The following is a 22804-nucleotide window of genomic DNA, read 5'->3' as shown; positions in this document are numbered from 1 at the left end:
TATATCGGGGAGGTTGAAGGGAAGGTTCTCGAATGGTTCCGGCGGTCTGGCGGTCTCGCCGACGTCGAAACACTGCGTAGGTGCGGACCGGTACGCAGGGACCAGTTCGACAATTTTATTTTTGAAGCCACCCTTTGGGCGATGGACGAAGGCGCTGCGAACTCGTTCTCGTATGCCTGCAGCGGATTCAAGGCGGCGTACCGGTCAGATCAGACCGCCCTCGGCAGTCCGGTGCCTCTTGTTCCGCCGGCGGTCACCGAACACGTCGGCCGCATCGTTTCTCGATGGCAGCTTGGTAAGCAGGTCGCCGGGGCTATCGATCTACCCGACGAAGAGGCTCGGCTTCGCGCGGAGCTGTATCTGAACCTTGGCGGCGACCTTGGGGATGGGCTGGCGGCCGCGGGGCGCCGACTCTGTAGCCGCATGTGGTCGGCACGTATCGGAGACGGCTTTGTCCACCCCGTGGTTGGCGGACACATCTGGAACAGCAACGCAGGGAGTTACGGCGGCGACGACGTTGGTGGCGGAGGACCGCTCATCGACGCGATCTACGCTGTCGGTGATATGACAGGACGGTGGCAGTCCGAGCCGGATGACCGTCCCGTCATCGACCGCGAAATTATCGACCTGGCACACACTTTGGGCTGGAAGCTGTAGGAGAAAGCCCCTATCAAGACGCCCCGGGCCCGTGCTGCTGCCGTCACTGCAGCCATGGGCCGTCGCTTCACCTGAACCTGAATCTGAGTTGAAATCGTTGCATGTGACTACTCGATGGCGTAGCCGAGCGCCCATCCGTGATCGGCAAGTGACTTGAGCAAATTACGATCGCCGTGCTCGCAAGCTATCGCGGCGTAGGTGTTGTTGGGTAGGTGGGCCGTCGCGAACACGCCTGGGCGACTGCCCACGGAGTCTCGCAGCGTTGAGGCCGCCAGATACTCGCCGTAATACAACCGAACCCCTGGATCGACTTTGCTCCTACAGTTGCCGCCCGCCACTGTGCCAGTCAACGGACCAGTGTCCGCGCTGCGCGTTCCGGGCGAACAAACAATTTCGAGAGCAGCCGCCAGCGATGGGCCCGCAGGGTCCGACGTCTCGTTGCCGATGACGATGATGCCGGCAGAAACCAGCGCCGCCAGAATCGCCCCAGGAACGATAAAGCGCCAGCGGCGTGCCCCGACTCGCTGGCGCAGTGTCGTCATCACCAAACCTTGCCACATGGGTGACGCAGATCCGCTGCAGTGAGGTTCTGTTTCGTCGCTGGTGTCGAAACGTCCTGCAGCGAAACTATTTACGTCGGTAAAATTGGCTACGTCGGGTTGAATCCGGGAGAGGTAGGCCTCGTCGGAGGGCTACTGCGGGGCGGCGAGTATCTGTTCGACGAGGATGTCGGCGTGGCCCGCGTGCCGTGCCAGCTCCTCGATCATGTGAAGCCCTATCCAGTGGAAGGTCACCTCGCCGCGGCGGTAGTGCACGAACCGGTCGGCCGGATCAGGTCCTTGCGCGATGTGTCGTGAACGGTCAGCGGCAGCTTCGTATTCTGCGATCACGTCTGCGAGCGTTTGTTCGGGATCCACCAGCCATCCGCGGTCGTCGCCCGCCGCATAGCCGTCGCACTCGGCCTCGGCAAGACCCGCGACAGTGCGTTGGAACCAGACCCTTTCCGCCGCGGCGCAATGTTTGACAAGTGCAATCGGAGTGGTCAGTGAAGGCACCAAGCGCGACCGGCTTTGAACGTCCGTCAAGCGGGCCACCGAGTCGATCAGGGCCGTACGGTTCGCGTCGAGGACAGCGGCAAGCTCTTTGTCGATCATCGTCAGATTCTGGCGTGGTGGACCGTTTTAACCAAGATCGAGGTACCCATTGGCTCTCCGGCGACTTGGATAGAGTTCGGTTGACTGTTAGTCATTGACAGTCGGTCAATCATTCTCTAGGTTTGTGCTGCGAGTCACACTAGGGAGGGTCGGGGATGGAGGTTCGCTTCGCACGAAGCGTCGGCCGGTGCGGGGCCCACGCGTCGGATCCGTTGAGTCTCAATCGTTGCCGTCGTGACCGTCACACTTGCGGTGGCATTCGGGACAGTGTGACGGTGTGCACGACGGATGCACAGATCGCCGCGTGGGTCACGATTCCCGCAGGGCGGTGGGAAATCTTGTGGGGGGCGAACGCGGCGGGATTCATCGCGAGACGGCGTGAGCAAGTGGTGAGCGTGCAGCGGGCACGAGGGCGGAGTCCGATCAGCATCGGTTTCATCGGCATATTGGTGGTGCTGATGACCTCTACTTCAGCGTTCTATCTCAATTCGATGCCATTGTTTGGTGCAGGCATCAGGTACACCGCCGACTTCTCTGAAGCTGCGGGTCTAAGACCACGCGCGGAAGTGCGAGTGGCCGGTGTCAAAGTTGGTCGCGTGCAGTCGGTCGAACTCGACGGCTTCAAAGTCGTTGTGCAGATGAAAGTTCAGGGAGCGTGGATCGGCAACCAGACCACGGCGTCGATCCAGATCAAGACAGTCCTGGGCCAGAAGTACATTGCGCTCGATCCGCAGGGCAGTGAACTCGCCGATCCCAAGGACGTCATCCCGCTGAGTCGTACCACCTCGCCGTATGACGTGATCGAGGCGTTCTCCGACGCCGCCGATCAGATCGAGGAAGTCGACACCAACCAACTGGCGACCAGCATGCGCACGTTGTCGGATGCCTTCTCGGGCACGCCGGCCGACCTGCGTGCCTCGCTTGACGGGCTCACCCGGCTGTCGGAGACCATCGCGAGCCGCGACCAGAAGGTCCAGGAACTGTTGGAGGCGACCAAGGACACCTCCAAGATCCTCGCCGACCGCAACCAGGAGTTCGAGCGGTTGATCAACGGTGCGGGCCAGTTGCTCGAGGAACTGAACAATCGTCAGCAGTCGATCTCACGGCTGCTCTCGAGCACGATCACGCTCTCCGATGCCCTCAGCGGAATCGTCAAGGACAACCAGGAGCAGATCGGCCCGACGCTGGAAACTCTGCGTCAGGTGATCGAGATCCTCAACGACCAGAACGAGAACCTGCGTCAATCACTCACGTACATGGCGCCGTTCTACCGGCTCTACGCCAACGTGCTCGGTAGTGGTCGCTGGTTCGACTCGGTGGTCACCAACATCCTGCCGCCGGCTCTGCCGCAGCAGAACACGACAAGGCTCCCGGTGCAGCAGAAGCAGCTCAACAATGGCGGCGGAACGGTGGCCGGACAATGATGACCTCGGCGAGCAACACTCAGGACACTCGCGGTCCGGGCCGCTGGTTCACCCCGAAGCACATCGTCTTCATCGTCATCGCGCTGATCCTGGCGCTGTTGGTGGCGGGGTCGTTGTGGTGGGTGTTCAAGCGTGTCAACAGCACTCAGGTCACCGCGTACTTCAAGAGCAGCGTCGGTATCTACGACGGCAGTGACGTGCGTGTGCTCGGCGTTGCGGTGGGAACGGTGGAGAACGTCAAGCCCGAAGGCGATCAGGTGCGCGTCAAGATGCGCGTCGACGGCAACGTCAATCTGCCGAAAGACGTTGGCGCCGTGCAGATCACGCCGTCCGTGGTGGCCGACCGCTACGTGCAGTTGACGCCCGTCTACACCGGTGGCCCGAAGGCGCCGAAGGACATCAACCTGCCGGTCTCCAAGACGATGGTGCCCGTCGAGGTCGACGAGCTGTACTCATCGGTGCAGAAGCTCTCGACCGCGCTCGGTCCCGACGGCGCGAACAAGAACGGCGCGGTGTCCGAACTGGTCACCACCGGTGCGCAGAACCTCGCGGGCAACGGCGAGGCCCTGCAGTCGACGATCACGCAGCTCTCCAAGGCCGCCAACACCCTCAACGAGTCGCGGGGCAACATCGTCGACACGGTCAAGAACCTCGACAGCTTCATCGGGATGCTCGCGGCCAACGACCAGCAGGTGCGACAGTTCAACACCCAGATGGCCGACTTCAACAACTTCCTCGCCGGCGAGCGCGAACAGCTCGGAACCGCACTCGACAAGCTGTCGGTGGCGCTCGGTGACGTGGCCGGATTCGTCGAGGACAACCGCGAGGCACTGGGCGACCGGGTCTCGGAGTTGATCCCGACCACACAGATGCTCGTGGACACCAAGAGCTACCAGAAAGAGATCCTGACGGCGCTGCCGCTGGCACTGTCCAACCTGGTCAACGCTTACAACGCCGAATCGGGAACTCTCGATCTGCACCTGACCATCCCCGAGCTGCAAGACCTGCTCGGCGCTCAGTGTGGGCTGCTCGATCTGGGCAAGCTCAAGCCAGGTGACCCGGCGTTCGAACAGTTCAGCAAGACGCTCCAACCGCTGATCGATCAATGTACAAATGTTGCCGACCAGATCACCGCAGGAATCAAGACGCCGACGCTCAACCTGCCGTTCGGCATCCTGAGCAACGACAACCTGCAGAATCGCGGACCCGTGCCGGGCACGGTTCCGGGCAACCCGGATCCGGCACTGGAGGGTGGGAACTGATGAGGTCACCCCTTCGTAAGAACGCTGTCGGTCGTCAGCGACTGGTGCAGGTGGGTGCCGCGGCACTGGCCGGTGCCGCGCTGATCGCGGTGAGTGGCTGTGGCACGCAAGGGCTGCAGTCGGTCCCGCTGCCCGGTGGCGCCAACCTCGGCGAGTCGCCGCGTACGTACAAGTTGCAGTTCCTCGATGTGCTCGACCTGGTCCCGCAGTCGACGGTCAAGTTCAACGGCATCGAGGTCGGCCGCGTGGATTCGATCCAGGTCTCGCCTGATCAGTGGACTGCGGAGGTGAAGATCGAGGTGCAGAACAACGTCGATCTGTCCGACGCGTCCACCGCGGAGATCCAGCAGACGAACCTGCTGGGTGAGAAGTACGTGGCACTGGAAGATCCGCAGGAGAACGCGGGCCTGCCCCGGCAGAACCCGGCCGAAACCATCGGTTGCCCCGCGGTGGGTGCACCGGATTGCCGGACGCGCACGGCGACGGACATCGAGCAGGTTCTCGGTGCGTTGTCCTTGCTGCTCAACGGTGGTGGTATCTCGCAGATCAAGCCGATCGTCGACGAATTGAACACCGCACTCGACGGCCGCGAAACCCAGGTGAAGAGTCTTCTCAACGAGACCGCCACCCTGATCAGCGGACTCGAAGAGCAGAAGAACAACATCGTGACCGCGCTCGACGGCCTGGACAAACTGTCGAATCGGGCTCGGGCACAGACCGATCAGATCAACCGGGTCCTCGATGAACTGCCCAAGGGCATAGCGGTACTCGAAGAGCAGCGGCCTCAGCTGGTGGCGATGCTCGAACAGGTCGACCGCCTGGGTGTTGTCGGGGTGCAGGTGCTCGGCACCGCTCGCGAGGAGATCATCACCGACCTCAAGGCGCTGCGGCCGACGCTGCAGGCTCTCGCCGGTGCGGCTCCAGACCTGATCACCGCGTCACCGCTGCTGTTCACCTACCCGTTCCCGGACGCACTGCTCCCGGGTGTGAAGGGTGACTCGACCAACCTGTTCGCCAACCTGGACCTGCGGCTGCTCAACCAGCTCGAGGCTCTCGGGGTGGGACAGGGTGAGCCGGTGTACAGCCCGCCACGGACCGGACCGCAGCCGATCATCGACCCTGCGAACCCGTACTACAACGGCAACGGCCCGCGGCTCGGCTGGCCGACCATCACGTTGCTCCCGCTGCCGAACGCCCGGCCGGGGCCGAACACGCCGCCGTCGGGTGGGCAGTATGCGCTGATGCCGGAAGAACGCGGGCAGCAGAGCTTCCTGCAGGGGCCGATGAACATGCTGGCCAACGCTAATGTCGGAGCTGGATCATGATGACCAAGATCGTCCGATGGCAGCTGATCATCTTCGTGGTGATCGGTGTGGTTGCCATCGTCTACGTGGGTGCCACCTACGCCAAGCTCGACCGGTTGGTCGGCGTCGGGTCGTACTCCGTGAAGGCCGAATTCCCGGACTCCGGGGGCATTTTCACCAATGCCGAGGTGACGTACCAGGGTGTTCCCGTCGGCCGCGTCGGCGCGTTGACTTTGCAGCCCGAGGCGTCCAGGTCGAGTTGGTCCTCGACTCCGATGGCGCCGATATCCCGGATTCGGCTGTGGCCGTCGTCGCCAACCGATCGGCGATCGGTGAGCAGTACGTGGACCTGCGTCCGAAGAACAACGACGGTCCGTACCTCAAGAACGGCTCGGTCATCACCGACACCAAGACTCCGCCGCCGTTGCAGGACGTGCTGAAGTCGGCTGTCGACTTCACCGGGTCCATCCCGGTGGACGATCTACGCACGGTTGTCACAGAGTTGGGCAAGGCCTTCAACGGCAATGCGGAGAATCTGCGGTCGCTCGTGGATTCGCTGACCAACCTGTCCCAGGCAGGTCTCGACAACCTGCCCCAGACGATCTCGCTCATCCAGAACAGCGACACCGTTCTGAGCACCCAGGCCGACCAGTCCGATGAGATCCTCAGCTGGTCACGCAATCTGGAACTGGTGACGCAGACCCTGCAGGCATCCGATCCGGCCATCCGGCGGTTGCTGACCACCGGAACCACCAGCGCCACACAGATTTCCAGGCTGCTGCAGGACAGTGGCGGCGACATCACCACCGTTGTCCGCAACCTCGCCGAGGACGTCCGTACCGTATCGCCGACCTTCTTCGCGGCGGGCCCGGCGCTGGCGCTTCTGTCGGCGCTCTCCAGCGGCAGCTACAGCCCGGCGCCCGGCGACGGCACGATCCACTTCGGCATCGTCCTGGAGGTCAACAACCCGCCTGCGTGCACGCTCGGATACGAGAGCACTCAGGACATCATCGCCGCCGAAGAGGCCCGCAACCCGGACTTCGACATCAACTACGACGACTTCCCGTTCAACACCGAGGCGAAATGTACGGTCGCGCAAGGTAATCCGACCGACGTTCGTGGTGCTGCCCGGGCGGTGTTCGCCAATCCGAACATCCCGCAGCCGTGGGATGACAACCCCAAGAAGATGCCCGACACGTTGAATCTGAACCCGATCGCGGAACAGATCGCGGCCCTTCTGGGTGTGCGGGACAAGTGATGTCGAGGATGTGGTCTGACAACTTGTCGATTGCTGAGGCGAGGATGCACCCAGCAACGGCGTGTACCTTTGGCGGGCGATGACTGAGACTTCAGAGCCCGGCGGTAAGCGGCAGCACGGATCGCGGACGCTGTGGTTGCGGGTCGGTGCTGCCCTGGCAGTGGCCGGCCTCGTGGCCGCAGTGGTGTGCGCAGCGTTCTTCGCGATCGGGTGGAAAGACGCCTACGCCGAGCACAACGCCCAGCAGACTCGCGACAGTGCGCAGGACGGTGCAGAACAGGTGATCCTCAACGTCACCAACATCGACCCGAAGAATCTGACGGCATTCCGCGAGCAGGTGGACGCATCGCTCACCGGTAACGCCAAGACGCAGATCACCGCGGAGGACTTCGAGAACCTCACCAAGCAGGTGGACGCCAACGGCGACAAGACCGCGACGTTGTCGTCGGTGGTCAAGCGCAGCGGCGTCGTCGAATTCAACAAGGAAGACAAGACCGCAAAGGTGCTCGTGTACGTCGATGTCACAAGTACGGTCCAGGGGACGCCGCCGACCACGTCGAACATGGGGTTCTCCGTCGACGTCGTCGATATCGACGGGGGCTGGAAGGCGTCGGACATCCAGTCGATCGATGCGATCGGACTCCAGGACCCGGCAGGCAGCACCCAGGCACCGGCCGGCGATCCGGCTGCCACCCCGGCGCCGGTTGAACCCGCTCCCACCACAGGGGGCAACTGATGGCAGGCACACCCCGTAAGCCGATCCGTCCGGCCGGGCCCCGCGGCAAGATACGCGTCGCAGGCAGCAGCCCGTCGGCCCGCAAGGTCAACTCTGCCGAGAACGCCGACGAATCGGCGACCACGGACAACGTGACGCCCGAGACAGCAGCACCGGAGTCATCGGCACCTGAAGTGGTCGAGTCGGCTGAGTCCGGCACCACCGAGTCCGGCACCGTCGAGGCGGGGGAGTCCACGCCCGACGCCACCGCAGAAACCAGCGGCCAGGCGTCGACCGGCGAGGCCACAGCAAGGGCCGAGAATGCCTCTGCAGGCGAGACCGCGGCCACCGACAAAACGGTGGCACTCGGCAAGCCGGCCGCGAAGAGCAAGCCGAAGGTCAAGGGCGCCTCGCTCAAGAAGCCTGCATCCGAGCGTTCGTCCGACGACAAGCCGGCACAAGCCGCCGAACCGAAGACGGCGAAAGCCGCTTCGGGTTTCCTGACCTGGCGCAAGGTTGCGATCGTCGCGCTCCTGGCCGTCGTGTTCGCGGTGTTCGCCGTGGTCGCTGCGTTCAAACCGGGTGCTTCGACGCAGTCGAACATGGCGTTCATCAACTCGTCGGAGACCAGTGCCCTCAAGGCGCAGGCCGGCGACCGCATCTGCGCCGTGCTCTCGATCGACCCCACCAAGTTCGATGACTGGGCCGACAAGGCGAAGACCGGTCTGACCGGCGAAGCGCTCACCGAGTTCAACGAGTACCAGAGCACCAGCAGGGACCTGGCGGCCCAGAGCGGCCAGGGAGCCGAGTGCAAGGTTGACCTTGTCGCGGTCAGCAACATGGACGGCTCGAGTGCCACCGTGATCGCAACGGTGCTGATCAGTACCACCCAGCAGGGTGTGGCAGTCCTGAGCGGTCCGGGCCAGGCGCGTACCGAACTCGGCATGCAAAAGGTTGACGGACAGTGGCGCATCAACCGCATATCTGACTTTTAAGCGTCTTTCCGCGCGTTCCTCTTGACGCAGGGCCCCGTTGGTAGCAGTCTGTCCGCAGTAACCAAAAGGGGTTGTTTACGTGCGCCCATTTTCTGGTACAGTAGGACGTTGCGCTGGCTGCCTCCTGTCCATCTCTCGATCACACCTTCTCGCCACACCCGTGTGCCGTCCCAGGTGATCGCCGTTGACCAGGTCGTACAGCAGCGAAAACACCACTTAGGCACTACGAGTTATTCGTGTTGGAAGGACATATCTTGCAGTCTCCCGCCAGTCCACCTCAACCATTCCAGGTGCGCCTCGGCGCGCCTCTTTCGCAAAGATCAGCGAGCCCCTCGAAGTACCCGGACTGCTTGATGTGCAGCTCGAGTCGTTCGAGTGGCTGGTCGGTTCAGCGGAATGGCGTGAGCGCGCTGCTTCCCGCGGCGACGGAAACCCTACCGGCGGCCTGGAGGACATCCTCGCCGAACTGTCCCCGATCGAGGACTTCTCCGGCTCCATGTCGCTGTCTTTCTCCGACCCACGCTTCGATGAGGTCAAGGCCTCGGTCGAGGAGTGCAAAGACAAGGACATGACGTACGCGGCGCCACTGTTCGTCACCGCGGAGTTCATCAACAACAACACCGGCGAGATCAAGTCGCAGACCGTCTTCATGGGCGACTTCCCGATCATGACCGACAAGGGCAGCTTCATCATCAACGGCACCGAGCGTGTCGTGGTGAGCCAGCTGGTGCGTAGCCCCGGTGTGTACTTCGACGCGACCATCGACAAGGCCACCGAGAAGACCCTGCACAGTGTCAAGGTCATCCCGGGCCGCGGCGCATGGCTCGAGTTCGACATCGACAAGCGCGACACCGTCGGCGTCCGCATCGACCGCAAGCGTCGCCAGTCGGTCACCGTTCTGCTCAAGGCACTCGGCTGGACCAAGGAGCAGATCGAAGAGCGCTTCGGTTTCTCCGAGATCATGATGTCGACGCTGGAGAAGGACAACACCGCAGGCACCGACGAGGCCCTGCTCGAGGTGTACCGCAAGCTGCGTCCGGGCGAGCCCCCCACCAAGGAGTCCGCGCAGACCCTGCTGGAGAACCTGTTCTTCAAGGAGAAGCGCTACGACCTCGCCAAGGTCGGTCGTTACAAGGTCAACAAGAAGCTCGGTCTGGTCGAGAACCCGATGGCCGGCGCACCCGTGCTGACCGAAGAGGACATCGTCGCCACCGTCGAGTACCTGGTGCGTCTGCACGAGGCCGACCCGAACGTCACCAGCACGATGACCGTGCCCGGTGGCGTCGAGGTGCCGGTCGAGGTCGACGACATCGACCACTTCGGCAACCGTCGCCTGCGTACCGTCGGTGAGCTCATCCAGAACCAGATTCGCGTGGGCCTGTCCCGCATGGAGCGCGTGGTCCGTGAGCGGATGACAACTCAGGACGTCGAGGCGATCACGCCGCAGACCCTGATCAACATCCGTCCGGTCGTCGCGGCGATCAAGGAGTTCTTCGGAACGTCGCAGCTGTCGCAGTTCATGGACCAGAACAACCCGCTGTCTGGCCTGACCCACAAGCGCCGCCTGTCGGCGCTGGGCCCCGGTGGTCTGTCCCGTGAGCGTGCCGGCCTCGAGGTCCGTGACGTCCACCCGTCGCACTACGGCCGCATGTGCCCGATCGAGACCCCTGAGGGCCCGAACATCGGCCTGATCGGTTCGCTGTCGGTGTACGCGCGGGTCAACCCGTTCGGATTCATCGAGACGCCGTACCGCAAGGTCGTCGACGGATACGTCACCGACGAGGTGCAGTACCTCACCGCCGACGAAGAGGATCGTTACCTGATCGCCCAGGCGAACTCGGGCATCGACACCGACAACCGGCTCTCCGACGACCGCGTGCTGGTCCGTAAGAAGGGCTCGGAGGTCGAGTTCGTCCCGACCAGCCAGGTCGAGTACATGGACGTCAGCCCGCGCCAGATGGTGTCGGTGGCCACGGCCATGATCCCGTTCCTCGAGCACGACGACGCGAACCGCGCCCTGATGGGTGCGAACATGCAGCGTCAGGCGGTGCCGCTGGTTCGCAGCGAGTCGCCGCTGGTCGGTACCGGCATGGAACTGCGTGCCGCCATCGACGCCGGCGATGTCATCATCTCGGCGAAAGCCGGCGTGGTGGAAGAGGTTTCGGCCGACTACATCACCGTGATGGCCGACGACGGCACTCGCGACACCTTCCGGATGCGTAAGTTCGCCCGCTCCAACCAGGGCACCTGCGCCAACCAGCGTCCGATCGTGGACGAGGGTCAGCGTGTCGAGGTCGGCCAGGTCCTGGCCGACGGTCCTTGCACCGATCAGGGTGAGATGGCCCTCGGGAAGAACCTGCTCGTGGCGATCATGCCGTGGGAAGGTCACAACTACGAGGACGCGATCATCCTGAGCCAGCGTCTGGTCGAAGAGGACGTGCTCACCTCGATTCACATCGAAGAGCACGAAATCGACGCCCGCGACACCAAGCTCGGTGCCGAGGAGATCACCCGAGACATCCCGAACGTCTCCGATGAGGTGCTCGCCGATCTCGACGAGCGCGGCATCATCCGCATCGGTGCCGAGGTCCGCGACGGCGACATCCTGGTCGGCAAGGTCACGCCCAAGGGCGAGACCGAGCTCACCCCGGAAGAGCGTCTGCTGCGCGCCATCTTCGGTGAGAAGGCGCGCGAGGTGCGCGACACCTCGCTGAAGGTTCCGCACGGTGAGACCGGCAAGGTCATCGGCATCCGCGTCTTCTCGCGTGATGACGACGACGATCTGCCTCCCGGTGTCAACGAGCTGGTCCGGGTGTACGTGGCCCAGAAGCGCAAGATCCAGGACGGCGACAAGCTCGCCGGCCGCCACGGCAACAAGGGCGTCATCGGCAAGATCCTCCCGCAAGAGGACATGCCGTTCCTGCCAGACGGCACCCCGGTCGACATCATCCTGAACACCCACGGTGTGCCGCGTCGTATGAACATCGGCCAGATCCTGGAGACCCACCTCGGGTGGATCGCCAAGACCGGCTGGAACATCGACGTTGCCCAGGGTGTGCCGGAGTGGGCGTCGAAGCTGCCCGAGGACATGCTCTCGGTGGAGCCCGACACCAACACCGCGACCCCGGTGTTCGACGGTGCTCGCGAAGAGGAGCTGACAGGTCTGCTGGCCTCGACGCTGCCGAACCGCGATGGCGAGGTCATGGTGAACGCGGACGGCAAGGCGACCCTGTTCGACGGTCGTAGTGGTGAGCCGTTCCCGTACCCGGTCTCGGTCGGCTACATGTACATCATCAAGCTGCACCACTTGGTCGACGACAAGATCCACGCGCGTTCGACCGGTCCGTACTCGATGATCACGCAGCAGCCGCTGGGTGGTAAGGCGCAGTTCGGTGGTCAGCGTTTCGGCGAGATGGAGTGCTGGGCCATGCAGGCCTACGGCGCGGCATACACGCTGCAGGAGCTTCTCACCATCAAGTCGGACGACGTCGTCGGCCGCGTGAAGGTGTACGAGGCGATCGTCAAGGGCGAGAACATCCCGGAACCGGGCATCCCCGAATCGTTCAAGGTGCTGCTGAAGGAACTTCAGTCGCTGTGCCTGAACGTCGAGGTGCTCAGCTCCGACGGTGCTGCCATCGAGATGCGTGACGGTGACGACGAGGACCTCGAGCGGGCTGCGGCCAACCTGGGGATCAACCTCTCGCGCAACGAGTCCGCCACTGTCGACGACTTGGCGAACTGACCTGACCCGCAAGCGGTCAGGCGGCTCGCCAACTGATCGTCCAGATTTACTGACTGAGCAACTGAAAGGTAAATAGTGCTCGACGTCAACTTTTTCGATGAACTCAAGATCGGTCTGGCCACCGCCGACGACATCCACAACTGGTCCTTCGGCGAGGTGAAGAAGCCGGAGACCATCAACTACCGCACGCTCAAGCCAGAGAAGGACGGCCTGTTCTGCGAGAAGATCTTCGGTCCCACCCGGGACTGGGAGTGCTACTGCGGTAAGTACAAGCGCGTCCGCTTCAAGGGCATCATCTGTGAGCGCTGCGGCGTCGAGGTCACTCGCGCCAAGGTGCGTCGTGAGCGGATGGGTCACATCGAGCTGGCCGCGCCGGTCACGCACATCTGGTACTTCAAGGGTGTGCCGAGCCGGTTGGGTTACCTGCTCGACCTGGCGCCGAAGGATCTCGAGAAGATCATCTACTTCGCCGCCTACGTCATCACCGCGGTGGACGACGAACTGCGCCACAACGAGAAGTCCACTCTCGAGGCCGAGATGGAGGTCGAGAAGAAAGGCGTTGCCGATCAGCGCGACGCCGATCTCGAAGAGCGCGCCAAGAAGCTCGAAGAGGACCTGGCAGAGCTGGAGCGCGAAGGCGCCAAGGCCGATGCCCGCCGCAAGGTGAAGGATGCCGGCGAGCGCGAGATGCGCCGTATCCGCGACACCGCGCAGCGCGCTCTCGACGATCTCGAAGAGATCTGGGACAAGTTCGTCAAGCTCGCTCCCAAGCAGATGATCATCGACGAGAAGCTCTACCGCGAGCTCCAGGACCGCTACGGCGAGTACTTCACCGGAGCCATGGGTGCCGAGGCCATCAAGCGTCTGCTCGAGGACTTCGACATCGCGGCCGAGGCCGAGATCCTGCGCGACACGATCCGTAATGGCAAGGGGCAGAAGAAGCTCCGTGCACTCAAGCGGCTCAAGGTCGTCGCGGCGTTCCACCAGTCGGGCAACTCCCCGCTGGGCATGGTTCTCGACGCCGTGCCGGTGATCCCGCCGGAGCTCCGTCCGATGGTCCAGCTCGACGGTGGCCGTTTCGCGACGTCCGACCTGAACGACCTGTACCGCCGCGTGATCAACCGCAACAACCGCCTCAAGCGACTGATCGACCTCGGTGCCCCCGAGATCATCGTCAACAACGAGAAGCGGATGCTGCAGGAGTCCGTCGACGCACTGTTCGACAACGGTCGTCGTGGCCGTCCGGTCACCGGACCGGGTAACCGCCCGCTGAAGTCGTTGAGCGATCTACTCAAGGGCAAGCAGGGTCGTTTCCGTCAGAACCTGCTCGGCAAGCGCGTCGACTACTCGGGCCGTTCGGTCATCGTCGTCGGCCCGCAGCTCAAGCTGCATCAGTGTGGTCTGCCCAAGCTGATGGCACTCGAACTGTTCAAGCCGTTCGTGATGAAGCGTCTCGTCGACCTGAATCAGGCACAGAACATCAAGTCCGCCAAGCGGATGGTGGAGCGCCAGCGCCCCGCCGTGTGGGACGTGCTCGAAGAGGTCATCGCCGAACACCCGGTGCTGCTCAACCGTGCACCCACCCTGCACCGTCTGGGCATCCAGGCGTTCGAGCCGCAGCTCGTGGAGGGCAAGGCCATCCAGCTGCACCCGCTGGTGTGTGAGGCGTTCAACGCCGACTTCGACGGTGACCAGATGGCAGTGCACCTGCCGCTGAGCGCCGAGGCACAGGCCGAGGCCCGCATCCTGATGCTGTCCTCGAACAACATCCTGTCGCCCGCGTCGGGTCGTCCGCTGGCCATGCCGCGTCTGGACATGGTGACCGGTCTGTTCCACCTCACCACGCTCAAGGAAGAAGCGGTCGGCGCGTACACCGCATCGACCGACGGCGACATCGAGCGTGGCGTGTACTCCACACCGGCCGAGGCTCAGATGGCTGTCGATCGTGGACTGCTCAGTGTGCAGGCACCGATCAAGGTCCGGCTCACGCATCAGCGTCCGCCGGCCACCATCGAGCGTGAGCGTTTCCCCGAGGGCTGGAAGTTCGGCACCCCGTGGGAGATCCACACCACGCTGGGTCGGGTGCTGTTCAACGAGCTGCTGCCGAACGACTATCCGTTCGTCAACGAGCAGATGCCGAAGAAGCGTCAGGCCACGATCATCAACGACATGGCCGAGCGCTACCCGATGATCGTTGTCGCGCAGACTGTCGACAAGCTCAAGGACGCCGGTTTCTACTGGGCGACCCGCTCGGGTGTCACCATCGCCATGTCCGACGTGCTCGTCTCGCCGGACAAGAAGCAGATCCTCGACAAGTACGAGGAGCGGGCCGACGGCCTGGAGCGCAAGTTCCAGCGCGGTGCGCTCACCGGCGCAGAGCGTCGTGACGCTCTGGTGGAGATCTGGAAGCAGGCGACCGAAGAGGTCGGTGCGGCCATGGAGGCGCACTACCCCGACGACAACCCGATCCCGATGATCGTGAAGTCCGGTGCCGCGGGCAACATGACCCAGATTCGCTCGCTCGCGGGCATGAAGGGTCTTGTGACCAACCCGAAGGGTGAGTTCATCCCGCGTCCGATCAAGTCCTCGTTCCGCGAGGGCCTGACCGTGGCCGAGTACTTCATCAACACCCACGGTGCCCGTAAGGGTCTGGCCGACACCGCGCTTCGTACCGCCGACTCGGGTTACCTGACCCGTCGCCTGGTGGACGTGTCGCAGGACGTCATCGTGCGCGAAACCGACTGTGGCACCGAGCGTGGCATCAACACGATCATCGCCGAGAAGCAGTCCGATGGTTCGCTCATCCGTGACGCCCATGTCGAGACGTCGACGTTCGCTCGTACGTTGGCCACCGATGCTGTCGATGAGAACGGCAACGTGATCATCGAGCGCGGCCACGATCTCGGTGATCCCGCGATCGAAGCCCTGCTCGAGGCCGGCATCTCGCAGGTGAAGGTCCGTTCGGTCCTCACCTGCAGCACCGGCACCGGCGTCTGCGCCACCTGCTACGGACGGTCGATGGCCACCGGCAAGCTCGTCGACATCGGCGAGGCCGTCGGTATCGTCGCGGCCCAGTCGATCGGTGAGCCCGGTACCCAGCTGACCATGCGTACCTTCCACCAGGGTGGTGTCGGCGACGACATCACCGGTGGTCTGCCGCGTGTGCAGGAGCTGTTCGAGGCCCGTGTCCCCAAGGGCAAGGCCCCGATCGCCGAGGTCTCCGGACGTATCCGGCTCGAGGATGATGATCGCTTCTACAAGATGACGATCACGCCTGACGACGGTTCCGAAGAGGTTGTCTACGACAAGATCTCGAAGCGTCAGCGTCTGCGCGTCTTCAAGCACGACGACGGCAGCGAGCGTCTGCTCGCCGACGGCGACCATGTGGAGGTGGGACAGCAGCTCATGGAAGGTGCTGCCGATCCGCACGAGGTGCTGCGTGTGATGGGTCCGCGTCAGGTGCAGGTGCACCTCGTCAACGAGGTCCAGGAGGTCTACCGGAGCCAGGGTGTGTCGATCCACGACAAGCACATCGAGACGATCGTTCGTCAGATGCTGCGTCGTGTGACGATCATCGACTCCGGTGCCACCGAGTTCCTGCCCGGTTCGCTCACCGAGCGCGCCGAGTTCGAGGCGGCAAACCGTCGTGTCGTGGCCGAAGGTGGCGAGCCCGCTGCCGGACGTCCGGTGCTGATGGGTATCACCAAGGCATCGCTCGCGACCGAGTCGTGGTTGTCGGCGGCGTCGTTCCAGGAGACCACTCGTGTGCTCACCGATGCGGCCATCAACAGCCGTAGCGACAAGCTCATCGGTCTCAAGGAGAACGTGATCATCGGTAAGCTCATCCCGGCCGGAACCGGTATCAACCGGTACCGGAACATCCAGGTGCAGCCGACCGAAGAAGCACGTGCGGCCGCGTACGCGGTGCCGTCGTACGACGACACCTACTACAGCCCGGACGGCACCTTCGGTGCCCCGTCGGGTGCGGCTGTCCCGCTGGACGATTACGGCTTCAGCAGCGACTACCGGTAATCAGCGCAAACACAAGCGGGCGTCCTCTTCGGAGGGCGCCCGCTTTGTGTTGTCGGCCCACCCCGCGCCCGAATTCGCTCCACCTGCTTGCGTCTGCTCCAGGGGTACTCGGCGCGTTCGACGGTAGGTGGAGCGAATTCGGGTTGTCCACAGGGCGATTGGTATCCACAGGACGCCGATATGCCGGTCGGACGGCCCGGTTGTCGTCGGTGGCGAACTCGAATCTCGGTGCATGAGCGAATCGAAGATCGAAGACCCTAATCTCGTCCGACGCCGGGATGCACTGCAGATCGGCGAACTCGACCGGCATCTGGCCGCTCGGGTCAAAACGGGGGAGCTACGTCGGCTGTATCGCGGGTTCTATACGTTCACGTCTGACCTCGACCAACTCGATCGTCATGTCCGCGACACGGAGATCTATCGGCGCACAGTGCTTGCGGCCGCAGACAACGGTCAACCGAACAAAGCCATCAGTCACTGGTCGGCGGCGGTTCTGCACGGATTGCCGGTTCTCGATGGTGACTCTTCCCGTGTGCATTTCACCGCGAACCGAATCGGGGGAGGACGACGCAGAGGCCGGGCATGCGTTGTGCACGGCTCGACATGGGAGACCGACGAGGTCGCGATGATCGGCGAGCTCCTCGTGACCTCGCGTGCCAGGACGGCAGTAGACGTCGCGCGCTCCGGGTCATTCTTCCAAGCCGTCTGTGTGTTCGACGGAGCACTGCACGCCGGCGTGCCCCGTGGTGAACTCGAATCGGTGTTGCGACGAAGCGTCGGCCGTACCGGCATCTCTGTCGCTCGCGCGGCGCTCGCAGTGGCAGACGGGAAGTCCGAGAGTATCGGGGAGTCACTGTCGCGCGCTCTGATACTGAGTTTCGGCGACATCCCGCTGCCTCGTCTGCAGCACAGATTCCTGGCCGGTGACGGAACCTTTGTGGCGCGCACCGACTTCGACTGGGGCGGGCTGGTCGCGGGAGAGTTCGACGGCTACGCCAAGTACATCCGCTACCTTCGTCCGGACGAAACAACCGAGCAGGCCTACGAGCGCGAGAAATGGCGCGAGCAGAGGCTGCATCGCATCGGAGTCGTTGTGGTGCGCTGGAACTGGAGCGATCTCCAGAACCCGGAGCGTCTGCGTCGCATCCTGGTGGACGCGCTGACCGCACACGGGCTGATGCCGTCCGCCTGAATGTGAATTCGCGCCACCTACCCGCATGCGCGCCTGTTGCAAGCGGCGCACGCGCAGGCAGGCGGCGCGACTTTTTGAGGCGGGGAGTCGGTCAGGCGTAGCGGTACGGGAGGTATAGGACGGCACAGTGATTGCAACAGAATGAGACTTCCGGAATAGCGTAGTGGTGGGTGATGCGGTCTCCGAGCGCGACGGCGATACGAAGACGACGGCGTGGGGTATCGATCGAAGACGGGGGCTCGCAGCGGGCACCAAATGCCTCGGCGAAGATGCAGCCCAAACGCAGTTGGCGACAATACGACGCCCACTCAAACCACATGGTTTGCAAGTCGAGGCCGAACACGCGCGGAACTTTGCCGGCTCTCGACGCGTCCCACCCAGGGATAGGGAAAAAGAGAAAGATTTTTTTCGTCGCTATCTTCCGCTACAGTTACAGCATCTATGACATCTGTGACACATGTGGTACCTGTGACTCGACGAATTGAAAGGTGGCTCGTGTGAAGACCCTTGCGGCAAAATCCGTCGACGATCAGCAACTGGCTCAACTTGACCGTGTACGGGACTGCTTGCCCGCAAATTCGCAGTTAGCTGACACGCTCGACTACTTGGCTGAAGCTCTGCGATCAGGCCTTGGGGTGACTGTTGTCACCGACGAGACTCGCGTGACACCGAATCAAGCAGCAAAAGTGCTGGGGATGAGTCGGTCGCACCTTTACAAATTGCTTGACCAGGGGTTGATCAAGTCCGTTTCGGTGGGTCGTGACCGGCGCATTGCGTTGAGTGACCTTCGTGAGTTCACCGAGAGCATGGACAGGGATAATGCCGAGCTTGCAGAGCGGTTCGCGCATAAAGATCGTGATCGAACGGCGCTCATCGAGCGTCTGGCGAAGTGACCCGTTCCTGGGTTTGATCAGCGCGTCGTGCCAGTGCTCGCGACGGGGCGGGCGATAATGGTTGGATGTCAGGTAGACCCCGGCCAACTTTGCGCTGCGTTGCAGAAGACTTGACCGACGACTGGGGAGACGCCGAGCAGCAGCGGGGCGCCAAAGACTCGTTGACACATCCTCCCGCAATGTCGGACCTGAACCATCCCGCAATTCGCCACACAGTCGATGTCTTCGACGACATGACCGGTGATCATCAGCGAGAGGGGATTAGCGGGCTGACAAGCCCGATGTTCTACAAGCTGAAGACGAATCGGTGGCGTGGTGCTGTCTTGGTCGAAGATGACGGTCAAGTCTGGCTGGTGGCGGCAGGTCTGCGTCGTGGAGGCGAGCGCACGGACTTTTACAAAGAGTTCAGCGCAAATGTCCACCGGGTAGGCGTCGACAAGTATCTGCCAACTGAGGATGACAGGGAGCGCTTGCGGCTTGAGATCGCCGAGTATCGGCTTGCCAACTGGGAGCAAACCATCCACGACTTGGCGTTAGAAGCTCTCGCGTCTGTGGGCTTCGATGGCAGAGCGACCTGGTCAATCCCCGGGCTCTTCTCCGAGGAGGTGATCGCCGAGATTGATATAGAGGTCTTCGTCGAGTCGAACGATGCAGACGAACCGGAGGGATATGGTGAGGTAACCATTGCGTGCACGGTTCTCGATTGGGAACAGTTTGACCTGGTGAAACGTGGTGAGCTCTTGGCCATGTGTGCGATCGAACCCCAAGAGCAGAGTTGGTCCGCAGCTCACGGACCGCAGGCTTATGTGTATTCGATTTCGGGCAACGCACACGAGTTAGAGACCACGCTGGGCGCCGCGTTGTCATCGCAGAACACAACGCCAGGTGTCTCGGTGCCTGGCGTCGTGGCGCACTACTCGCATTCTCAGCGTCTGACCGAGCAATACGTCGAAGGCAAGGCGGCAAAAGCCCTCTGCGGCAAGATCTATGTGCCTCGCCAAAATCCCGACGGTCTCGAAAAGTGCCCTGACTGCGCGAAAGTGCACGTGAGAATGGCGTCGTCGGAGCGATGATCTTGCGGCGCAAGTTGCTGACGGTTGTGGTGAAGCCGTCCTGTGCCGCGGCAAGGTCCGTGGCGCGAGAACTCTCTCTCTCTCTGCCTCCCTCTCGGCGAGGCGGGACCTCGAGCAGTGTCGTGGCGTGAGTGTCCGTCGCGAGGTAGAGTCTGCGAGGTTCACAGAACTTCCGGTTTGGATGTAATGCTGGCGAGGGGGCACGGTTAGACGGGCTCACCAGTTTCGCGCTTGTGCGATGCACACGTTGCCCATCGGAGCCATGCAAGGTGGCAGCAGGTTCAAAGCGAGTATCGAAGAGAGCCGGGCACGGTGTGGACTCACTGAGACGCGTCGGATGTGACGAGTGCCGTCCACTGCCGGCCTCGGTGATGGTTTCGAATGTTGAACTAGGCCGCTGGTCCAGTGTCCGTTCGGACTTGGCGGCGCATTTCTTTACGCACCGCGGACGCCGCCTGGCGGTCAGCTAATCGACTTTGTCTGGACGGTTCACCCTCCGCGTCAGATGCACGAATCCAGCGGTGGAACTCGTGAACCGCGTCCGGGAGTGACTTGCCCGCGTCAACGTAATCGGTGACCCACTCGAGCGAAAGCTCAGCCTCGTTGAAGGGCCCAAAGGTCTGTTCATCGTAAAGTGCCGTCGGTACGACCACTCGGCTGCAGTGGTAGACCCATCGTTGCATGAGTAGGTTCACGCCAATCTGCGATAGCACTGCCACACGCTTATAGGACACGAGATCGCTGGCCTTCAGGATGCGTAGTTCCGAAAAGTCCCCAACCCAGTAACCATCGGGGAACAACTCCGGTAGCGGCATCTCGCTAATTGCATGCTCCCTCCACCGCGATCGAGCTTTGTTCCCAGCTCGGCGGACGACGACCGCTAGAAGGCTATCGCAGAGTTCCGCTCCCCTGTGGAGCGCGCAAGGGTGCTGAACCAGCATGGCGAACTCTTCGCCGCAGTCATAGATGTCACCAGTGAACGTAGGTCGAAACTTCTCGACCTCGGCGCCTTTTGCCGAGTAGATCGAGTTCGCCGCCGGTGGCGTTTCCAGGTCGTCAGTCATTCTCGGGTGGTGCCCCTTGGGCGAATGCCCGCGACACCTTCGTAGTCCACGAACACTTCGAACTCATCGTGGACTAAATTAGTTCGCCAGCTCGCGTCGTACTCGTCAAGGACCGTCTCGGGCGTTCCTACTCCTGTGTTGGTACCTGCTAATTCGAGAACCAAATCATAACGACCTTCGGCCAGTAGGTCGATCGCTGTCAAAGACACGCCCTGTCTTAGTGGAATCTCTAGCCAGGACGCTGGCTCCGAAACCATCTGTGTTTCAAGCATATCCACAACCGCGAGCAGTTTCGCTATCCTTAACCGATTGTGCCCTGTGATTCCGTCGCCTTTGCGCCACTTATTGACAGCGGGGACGCTTACCCCCAGAATTCGGGCCAGATCGCGCCACGCGAAGCCGTGGTCGGCGAGTTCCTCTAACGCCTCGCGTGGCGCATCTTTCGCTCTCTCGCGGGTCCGGTGCTCGAGATCTAGAACGAGCGCGTCCCTTCGATTGTCATGAACCGAATCGTGCAGGTCCGCAGACTCTCGCATAAGAACATCTGTCTCATCTACGAGCTTGCGTGTCGGGGGAGCGTCCTTCGTCGAAGACGTGCCGGGGATGTCGGCTAGACGGTAGTGAGTGCCGCCAGTCGCCGATGTCTTGTTACTTGGCACTGTTCAGGACCTCCGTCCGCAACTTTTCGGTAATCAAGGTTTCGAATACCTCTTTACTTGGAGCGTGTAGCGATTCGCAGAGCCTTAGGATCTCCTCGACGTTGAACTCGGGAATCATTCCCCCACTATCTTCCCACGCGCCGTCGGTATCTATGAGAAAGAACGGACTTCCTGGTGTTGGCTCGGCTGGCCTACGTGGAACATTGTTCGGTTGAATGACAGATCCGCGGGCAACGCCATAGCGAAGGGTCAAGGTTTGCCCAGTTGTACTGGTTGCGTACTGAACGGCGTTCTGCTGCTGTGTGGGAACCAAGTGCAGCTCCGTTAATTCGCGGGTCGGGCCTAGAAGGGAGGGAATCACCCAACGCGACCAGTCGATCGGTTCGTCGTCTGGGACGCGTACTTCGTCGATGTATCTGAGTCCGATTCGCTCAACCCCATCAACTGGGGCGACTTCGTGACGGGCCGAAAGAGCGGCTTCGGCCACGCCAACGAACCACTCCCAGCCTCGGTAATCAGTGGTCTCGATGACAAGTGCGTCGGGCCGCGGGGTCACGACTGTGTGGCGATCACGAGAGACCAACTTGCGGATGCTGACTGGTCGCTGCTCTCCTTTCTGGACGTCGATCTCAAGACCTGTGTCGGTTTGTTCTATTGGCGTGTACTCCTGCAAGGCGTTTTTGAGGAAGGCCATGGCGGGGTTCGAGAGTTCTGCGACTGGGTGGCGCACTTCGAGGATGACTATCGCGATCGGCGGATTCGGGTAGACGGGATTGCTGGGCATACAACCAATGTACCTCAACTGAAACTCAATCTGATACCAAATATGATACCGTCCTTGTACCCGCAAGATTTGTACGTTGACATCGAGATAGGTCGCTAGTTCGCAGCAGTCGTGTTCCTGGCAGTCGACGCCGACGTTGTCTCCCCTCGGGTCGCGGGAGCTGCGGCGGGGCCAGCGGGGGCGGGGAGCCGGTCAGGCGTAGCGGTACGGGAGGTACTGGACGGCCCAGTGATTGCCGTCGGGATCGTCGAAGGAGAGGAAGTGACCCCAGGCCTGGACGTCGACCTCACCGGGTTCGATACCGACCGACCGGAGGTGGGTCTGGGCCTCGTTGATGTCGGAGACACAGACCTGCAGGCCTTTGACAGAACCTGGTTCGGCTTCGGTGAGGCCTTTGCCGAAGGCGATGGAGCACGCTGAACCGGGAGGCGTCATCTGTACGAACCGGACGTCGTCCGACACGACGTGATCGTGGTCGACGTTGAATCCGATCTTCTCGTAGAAGTCGCGGGTGCGGTCGACGTCGGTGACGGGCAGGATGACGAGTTCGAGTGTCCAGTCCATGATGTGCTCCTCCGGTTGTGGCTGTCGGTTGC

Annotated in this window: 17 protein-coding genes and 1 pseudogene; 12 read left to right on the top strand and 6 right to left on the bottom strand. The window is 62.4% G+C overall.

Annotated elements, in window-relative coordinates; all coding sequences use genetic code 11:
• Nucleotides 1-141: 141 nt before the first annotated feature.
• The gene (locus W823_RS32575) at nt 142-657 is read left to right on the top strand and encodes a hypothetical protein (protein WP_023954273.1); all 516 of its coding nucleotides are present in this window, start codon (nt 142-144) and stop codon (nt 655-657) included.
• A 107-nt stretch (nt 658-764) separates the two neighbouring features.
• On the opposite strand, the gene W823_RS32570 is transcribed toward W823_RS32575, so the two are convergent.
• A complete protein-coding gene (locus W823_RS32570; RefSeq protein ID WP_152537954.1) occupies nt 765-1199 on the bottom strand; it encodes a hypothetical protein in 435 nt (144 codons plus the stop codon).
• Between the two features lie 150 nt (nt 1200-1349).
• Nucleotides 1350-1811 carry a DinB family protein gene (locus W823_RS32565; RefSeq protein ID WP_023954269.1) on the bottom strand — a complete coding sequence of 154 codons (462 nt, stop codon included), beginning with the start codon at nt 1809-1811 and terminating at the stop codon, nt 1350-1352.
• A 365-nt stretch (nt 1812-2176) separates the two neighbouring features.
• Here W823_RS32565 and W823_RS32560 point away from each other — a divergent pair, with 365 nt between their 5' ends.
• The 11 genes and pseudogenes from W823_RS32560 to W823_RS32510 all read left to right on the top strand — a co-directional run bounded on the left by W823_RS32560 (nt 2177) and on the right by W823_RS32510 (nt 19701).
• Nucleotides 2177-3235, top strand: a complete 1059-nt coding sequence (locus W823_RS32560) for an MCE family protein (protein ID WP_051406320.1) — start codon at nt 2177-2179, stop codon at nt 3233-3235.
• A complete protein-coding gene (locus W823_RS32555) occupies nt 3235-4497 on the top strand; it encodes an MCE family protein (RefSeq protein ID WP_038252123.1) in 1263 nt (420 codons plus the stop codon). Before W823_RS32560 ends, W823_RS32555 begins: the two co-directional genes overlap by 1 nt.
• The gene (locus W823_RS32550; RefSeq protein WP_023954263.1) at nt 4497-5822 is read left to right on the top strand and encodes an MCE family protein; all 1326 of its coding nucleotides are present in this window, start codon (nt 4497-4499) and stop codon (nt 5820-5822) included. The genes W823_RS32555 and W823_RS32550 overlap by 1 nt, the downstream gene beginning before the upstream one ends.
• A pseudogene (locus W823_RS32545) lies at nt 5819-7059 on the top strand (MCE family protein). The gene W823_RS32550 and the pseudogene W823_RS32545 overlap by 4 nt, the downstream one beginning before the upstream one ends.
• A 79-nt stretch (nt 7060-7138) precedes the next feature.
• Nucleotides 7139-7795, top strand: coding sequence for a hypothetical protein (locus W823_RS32540; protein WP_023954261.1), 657 nt, complete (start codon nt 7139-7141; stop codon nt 7793-7795).
• Nucleotides 7795-8769, top strand: coding sequence for a hypothetical protein (locus W823_RS56165; protein ID WP_023954259.1), 975 nt, complete (start codon nt 7795-7797; stop codon nt 8767-8769). Before W823_RS32540 ends, W823_RS56165 begins: the two co-directional genes overlap by 1 nt.
• A gap of 232 nt (nt 8770-9001) precedes the next feature.
• A complete protein-coding gene (locus tag W823_RS32530) occupies nt 9002-12511 on the top strand; it encodes a DNA-directed RNA polymerase subunit beta (RefSeq protein WP_031331133.1) in 3510 nt (1169 codons plus the stop codon).
• A gap of 75 nt (nt 12512-12586) precedes the next feature.
• The gene (locus tag W823_RS32525; RefSeq protein ID WP_023954255.1) at nt 12587-16543 is read left to right on the top strand and encodes a DNA-directed RNA polymerase subunit beta'; all 3957 of its coding nucleotides are present in this window, start codon (nt 12587-12589) and stop codon (nt 16541-16543) included.
• 232 nt (nt 16544-16775) lie between these two features.
• Nucleotides 16776-17735 carry a type IV toxin-antitoxin system AbiEi family antitoxin domain-containing protein gene (locus W823_RS32520; protein ID WP_023954253.1) on the top strand — a complete coding sequence of 320 codons (960 nt, stop codon included), beginning with the start codon at nt 16776-16778 and terminating at the stop codon, nt 17733-17735.
• Nucleotides 17736-18232: 497 nt separating this feature from the next.
• On the top strand, nt 18233-18628 hold the full coding sequence (locus tag W823_RS32515) for a helix-turn-helix domain-containing protein (protein WP_023954251.1): 396 nt from the start codon (nt 18233-18235) through the stop codon (nt 18626-18628).
• A 110-nt stretch (nt 18629-18738) separates the two neighbouring features.
• The gene (locus tag W823_RS32510; RefSeq protein ID WP_023954249.1) at nt 18739-19701 is read left to right on the top strand and encodes a DUF3039 domain-containing protein; all 963 of its coding nucleotides are present in this window, start codon (nt 18739-18741) and stop codon (nt 19699-19701) included.
• 389 nt (nt 19702-20090) lie between these two features.
• Here the strand turns inward: W823_RS32510 and W823_RS32505 are convergent, their stop codons facing one another.
• The 4 genes from W823_RS32505 to W823_RS32490 all read right to left on the bottom strand — a co-directional run bounded on the left by W823_RS32505 (nt 20091) and on the right by W823_RS32490 (nt 22772).
• A complete protein-coding gene (locus tag W823_RS32505) occupies nt 20091-20765 on the bottom strand; it encodes a hypothetical protein (RefSeq protein WP_023954247.1) in 675 nt (224 codons plus the stop codon).
• A complete protein-coding gene (locus W823_RS32500) occupies nt 20762-21424 on the bottom strand; it encodes a transcriptional regulator (RefSeq protein ID WP_023954244.1) in 663 nt (220 codons plus the stop codon). The genes W823_RS32505 and W823_RS32500 overlap by 4 nt, the downstream gene beginning before the upstream one ends.
• Nucleotides 21414-22208, bottom strand: a complete 795-nt coding sequence (locus W823_RS32495; RefSeq protein ID WP_023954242.1) for a TIGR04255 family protein — start codon at nt 22206-22208, stop codon at nt 21414-21416. The genes W823_RS32500 and W823_RS32495 overlap by 11 nt, the downstream gene beginning before the upstream one ends.
• 192 nt (nt 22209-22400) lie before the next feature.
• Nucleotides 22401-22772 carry a VOC family protein gene (locus W823_RS32490; RefSeq protein WP_023954240.1) on the bottom strand — a complete coding sequence of 124 codons (372 nt, stop codon included), beginning with the start codon at nt 22770-22772 and terminating at the stop codon, nt 22401-22403.
• Between the last annotated feature and the right edge of the window lie 32 nt (nt 22773-22804).

The organism is Williamsia sp. D3 (assembly GCF_000506245.1).
Classification (GTDB): domain Bacteria; phylum Actinomycetota; class Actinomycetes; order Mycobacteriales; family Mycobacteriaceae; genus Williamsia; species Williamsia muralis.
Note: the sequence above shows the minus strand (reverse complement) of the source record. Positions and strands in the feature narration are given on the sequence as shown.

Bases quoted from the DNA above. Each gene is read 5' to 3' on its own strand.
- W823_RS32520 (WP_023954253.1), top strand. From the start codon at position 16,776: ATGAGCGAATCGAAGATCGAAGACCCTAATCTCGTCCGACGCCGGGAT.
- W823_RS32575 (WP_023954273.1), top strand. From the start codon at position 142: ATGGACGAAGGCGCTGCGAACTCGTTCTCGTATGCCTGCAGCGGATTC.
- W823_RS32490 (WP_023954240.1), bottom strand. From the start codon at position 22,772: ATGGACTGGACACTCGAACTCGTCATCCTGCCCGTCACCGACGTCGAC.
- W823_RS32555 (WP_038252123.1), top strand. From the start codon at position 3,235: ATGACCTCGGCGAGCAACACTCAGGACACTCGCGGTCCGGGCCGCTGG.
- W823_RS32565 (WP_023954269.1), bottom strand. From the start codon at position 1,811: ATGATCGACAAAGAGCTTGCCGCTGTCCTCGACGCGAACCGTACGGCC.
- W823_RS56165 (WP_023954259.1), top strand. From the start codon at position 7,795: ATGGCAGGCACACCCCGTAAGCCGATCCGTCCGGCCGGGCCCCGCGGC.
- W823_RS32505 (WP_023954247.1), bottom strand. From the start codon at position 20,765: ATGACTGACGACCTGGAAACGCCACCGGCGGCGAACTCGATCTACTCG.
- W823_RS32495 (WP_023954242.1), bottom strand. From the start codon at position 22,208: ATGCCCAGCAATCCCGTCTACCCGAATCCGCCGATCGCGATAGTCATC.
- W823_RS32570 (WP_152537954.1), bottom strand. From the start codon at position 1,199: ATGACGACACTGCGCCAGCGAGTCGGGGCACGCCGCTGGCGCTTTATC.
- W823_RS32540 (WP_023954261.1), top strand. From the start codon at position 7,139: ATGACTGAGACTTCAGAGCCCGGCGGTAAGCGGCAGCACGGATCGCGG.
- W823_RS32550 (WP_023954263.1), top strand. From the start codon at position 4,497: ATGAGGTCACCCCTTCGTAAGAACGCTGTCGGTCGTCAGCGACTGGTG.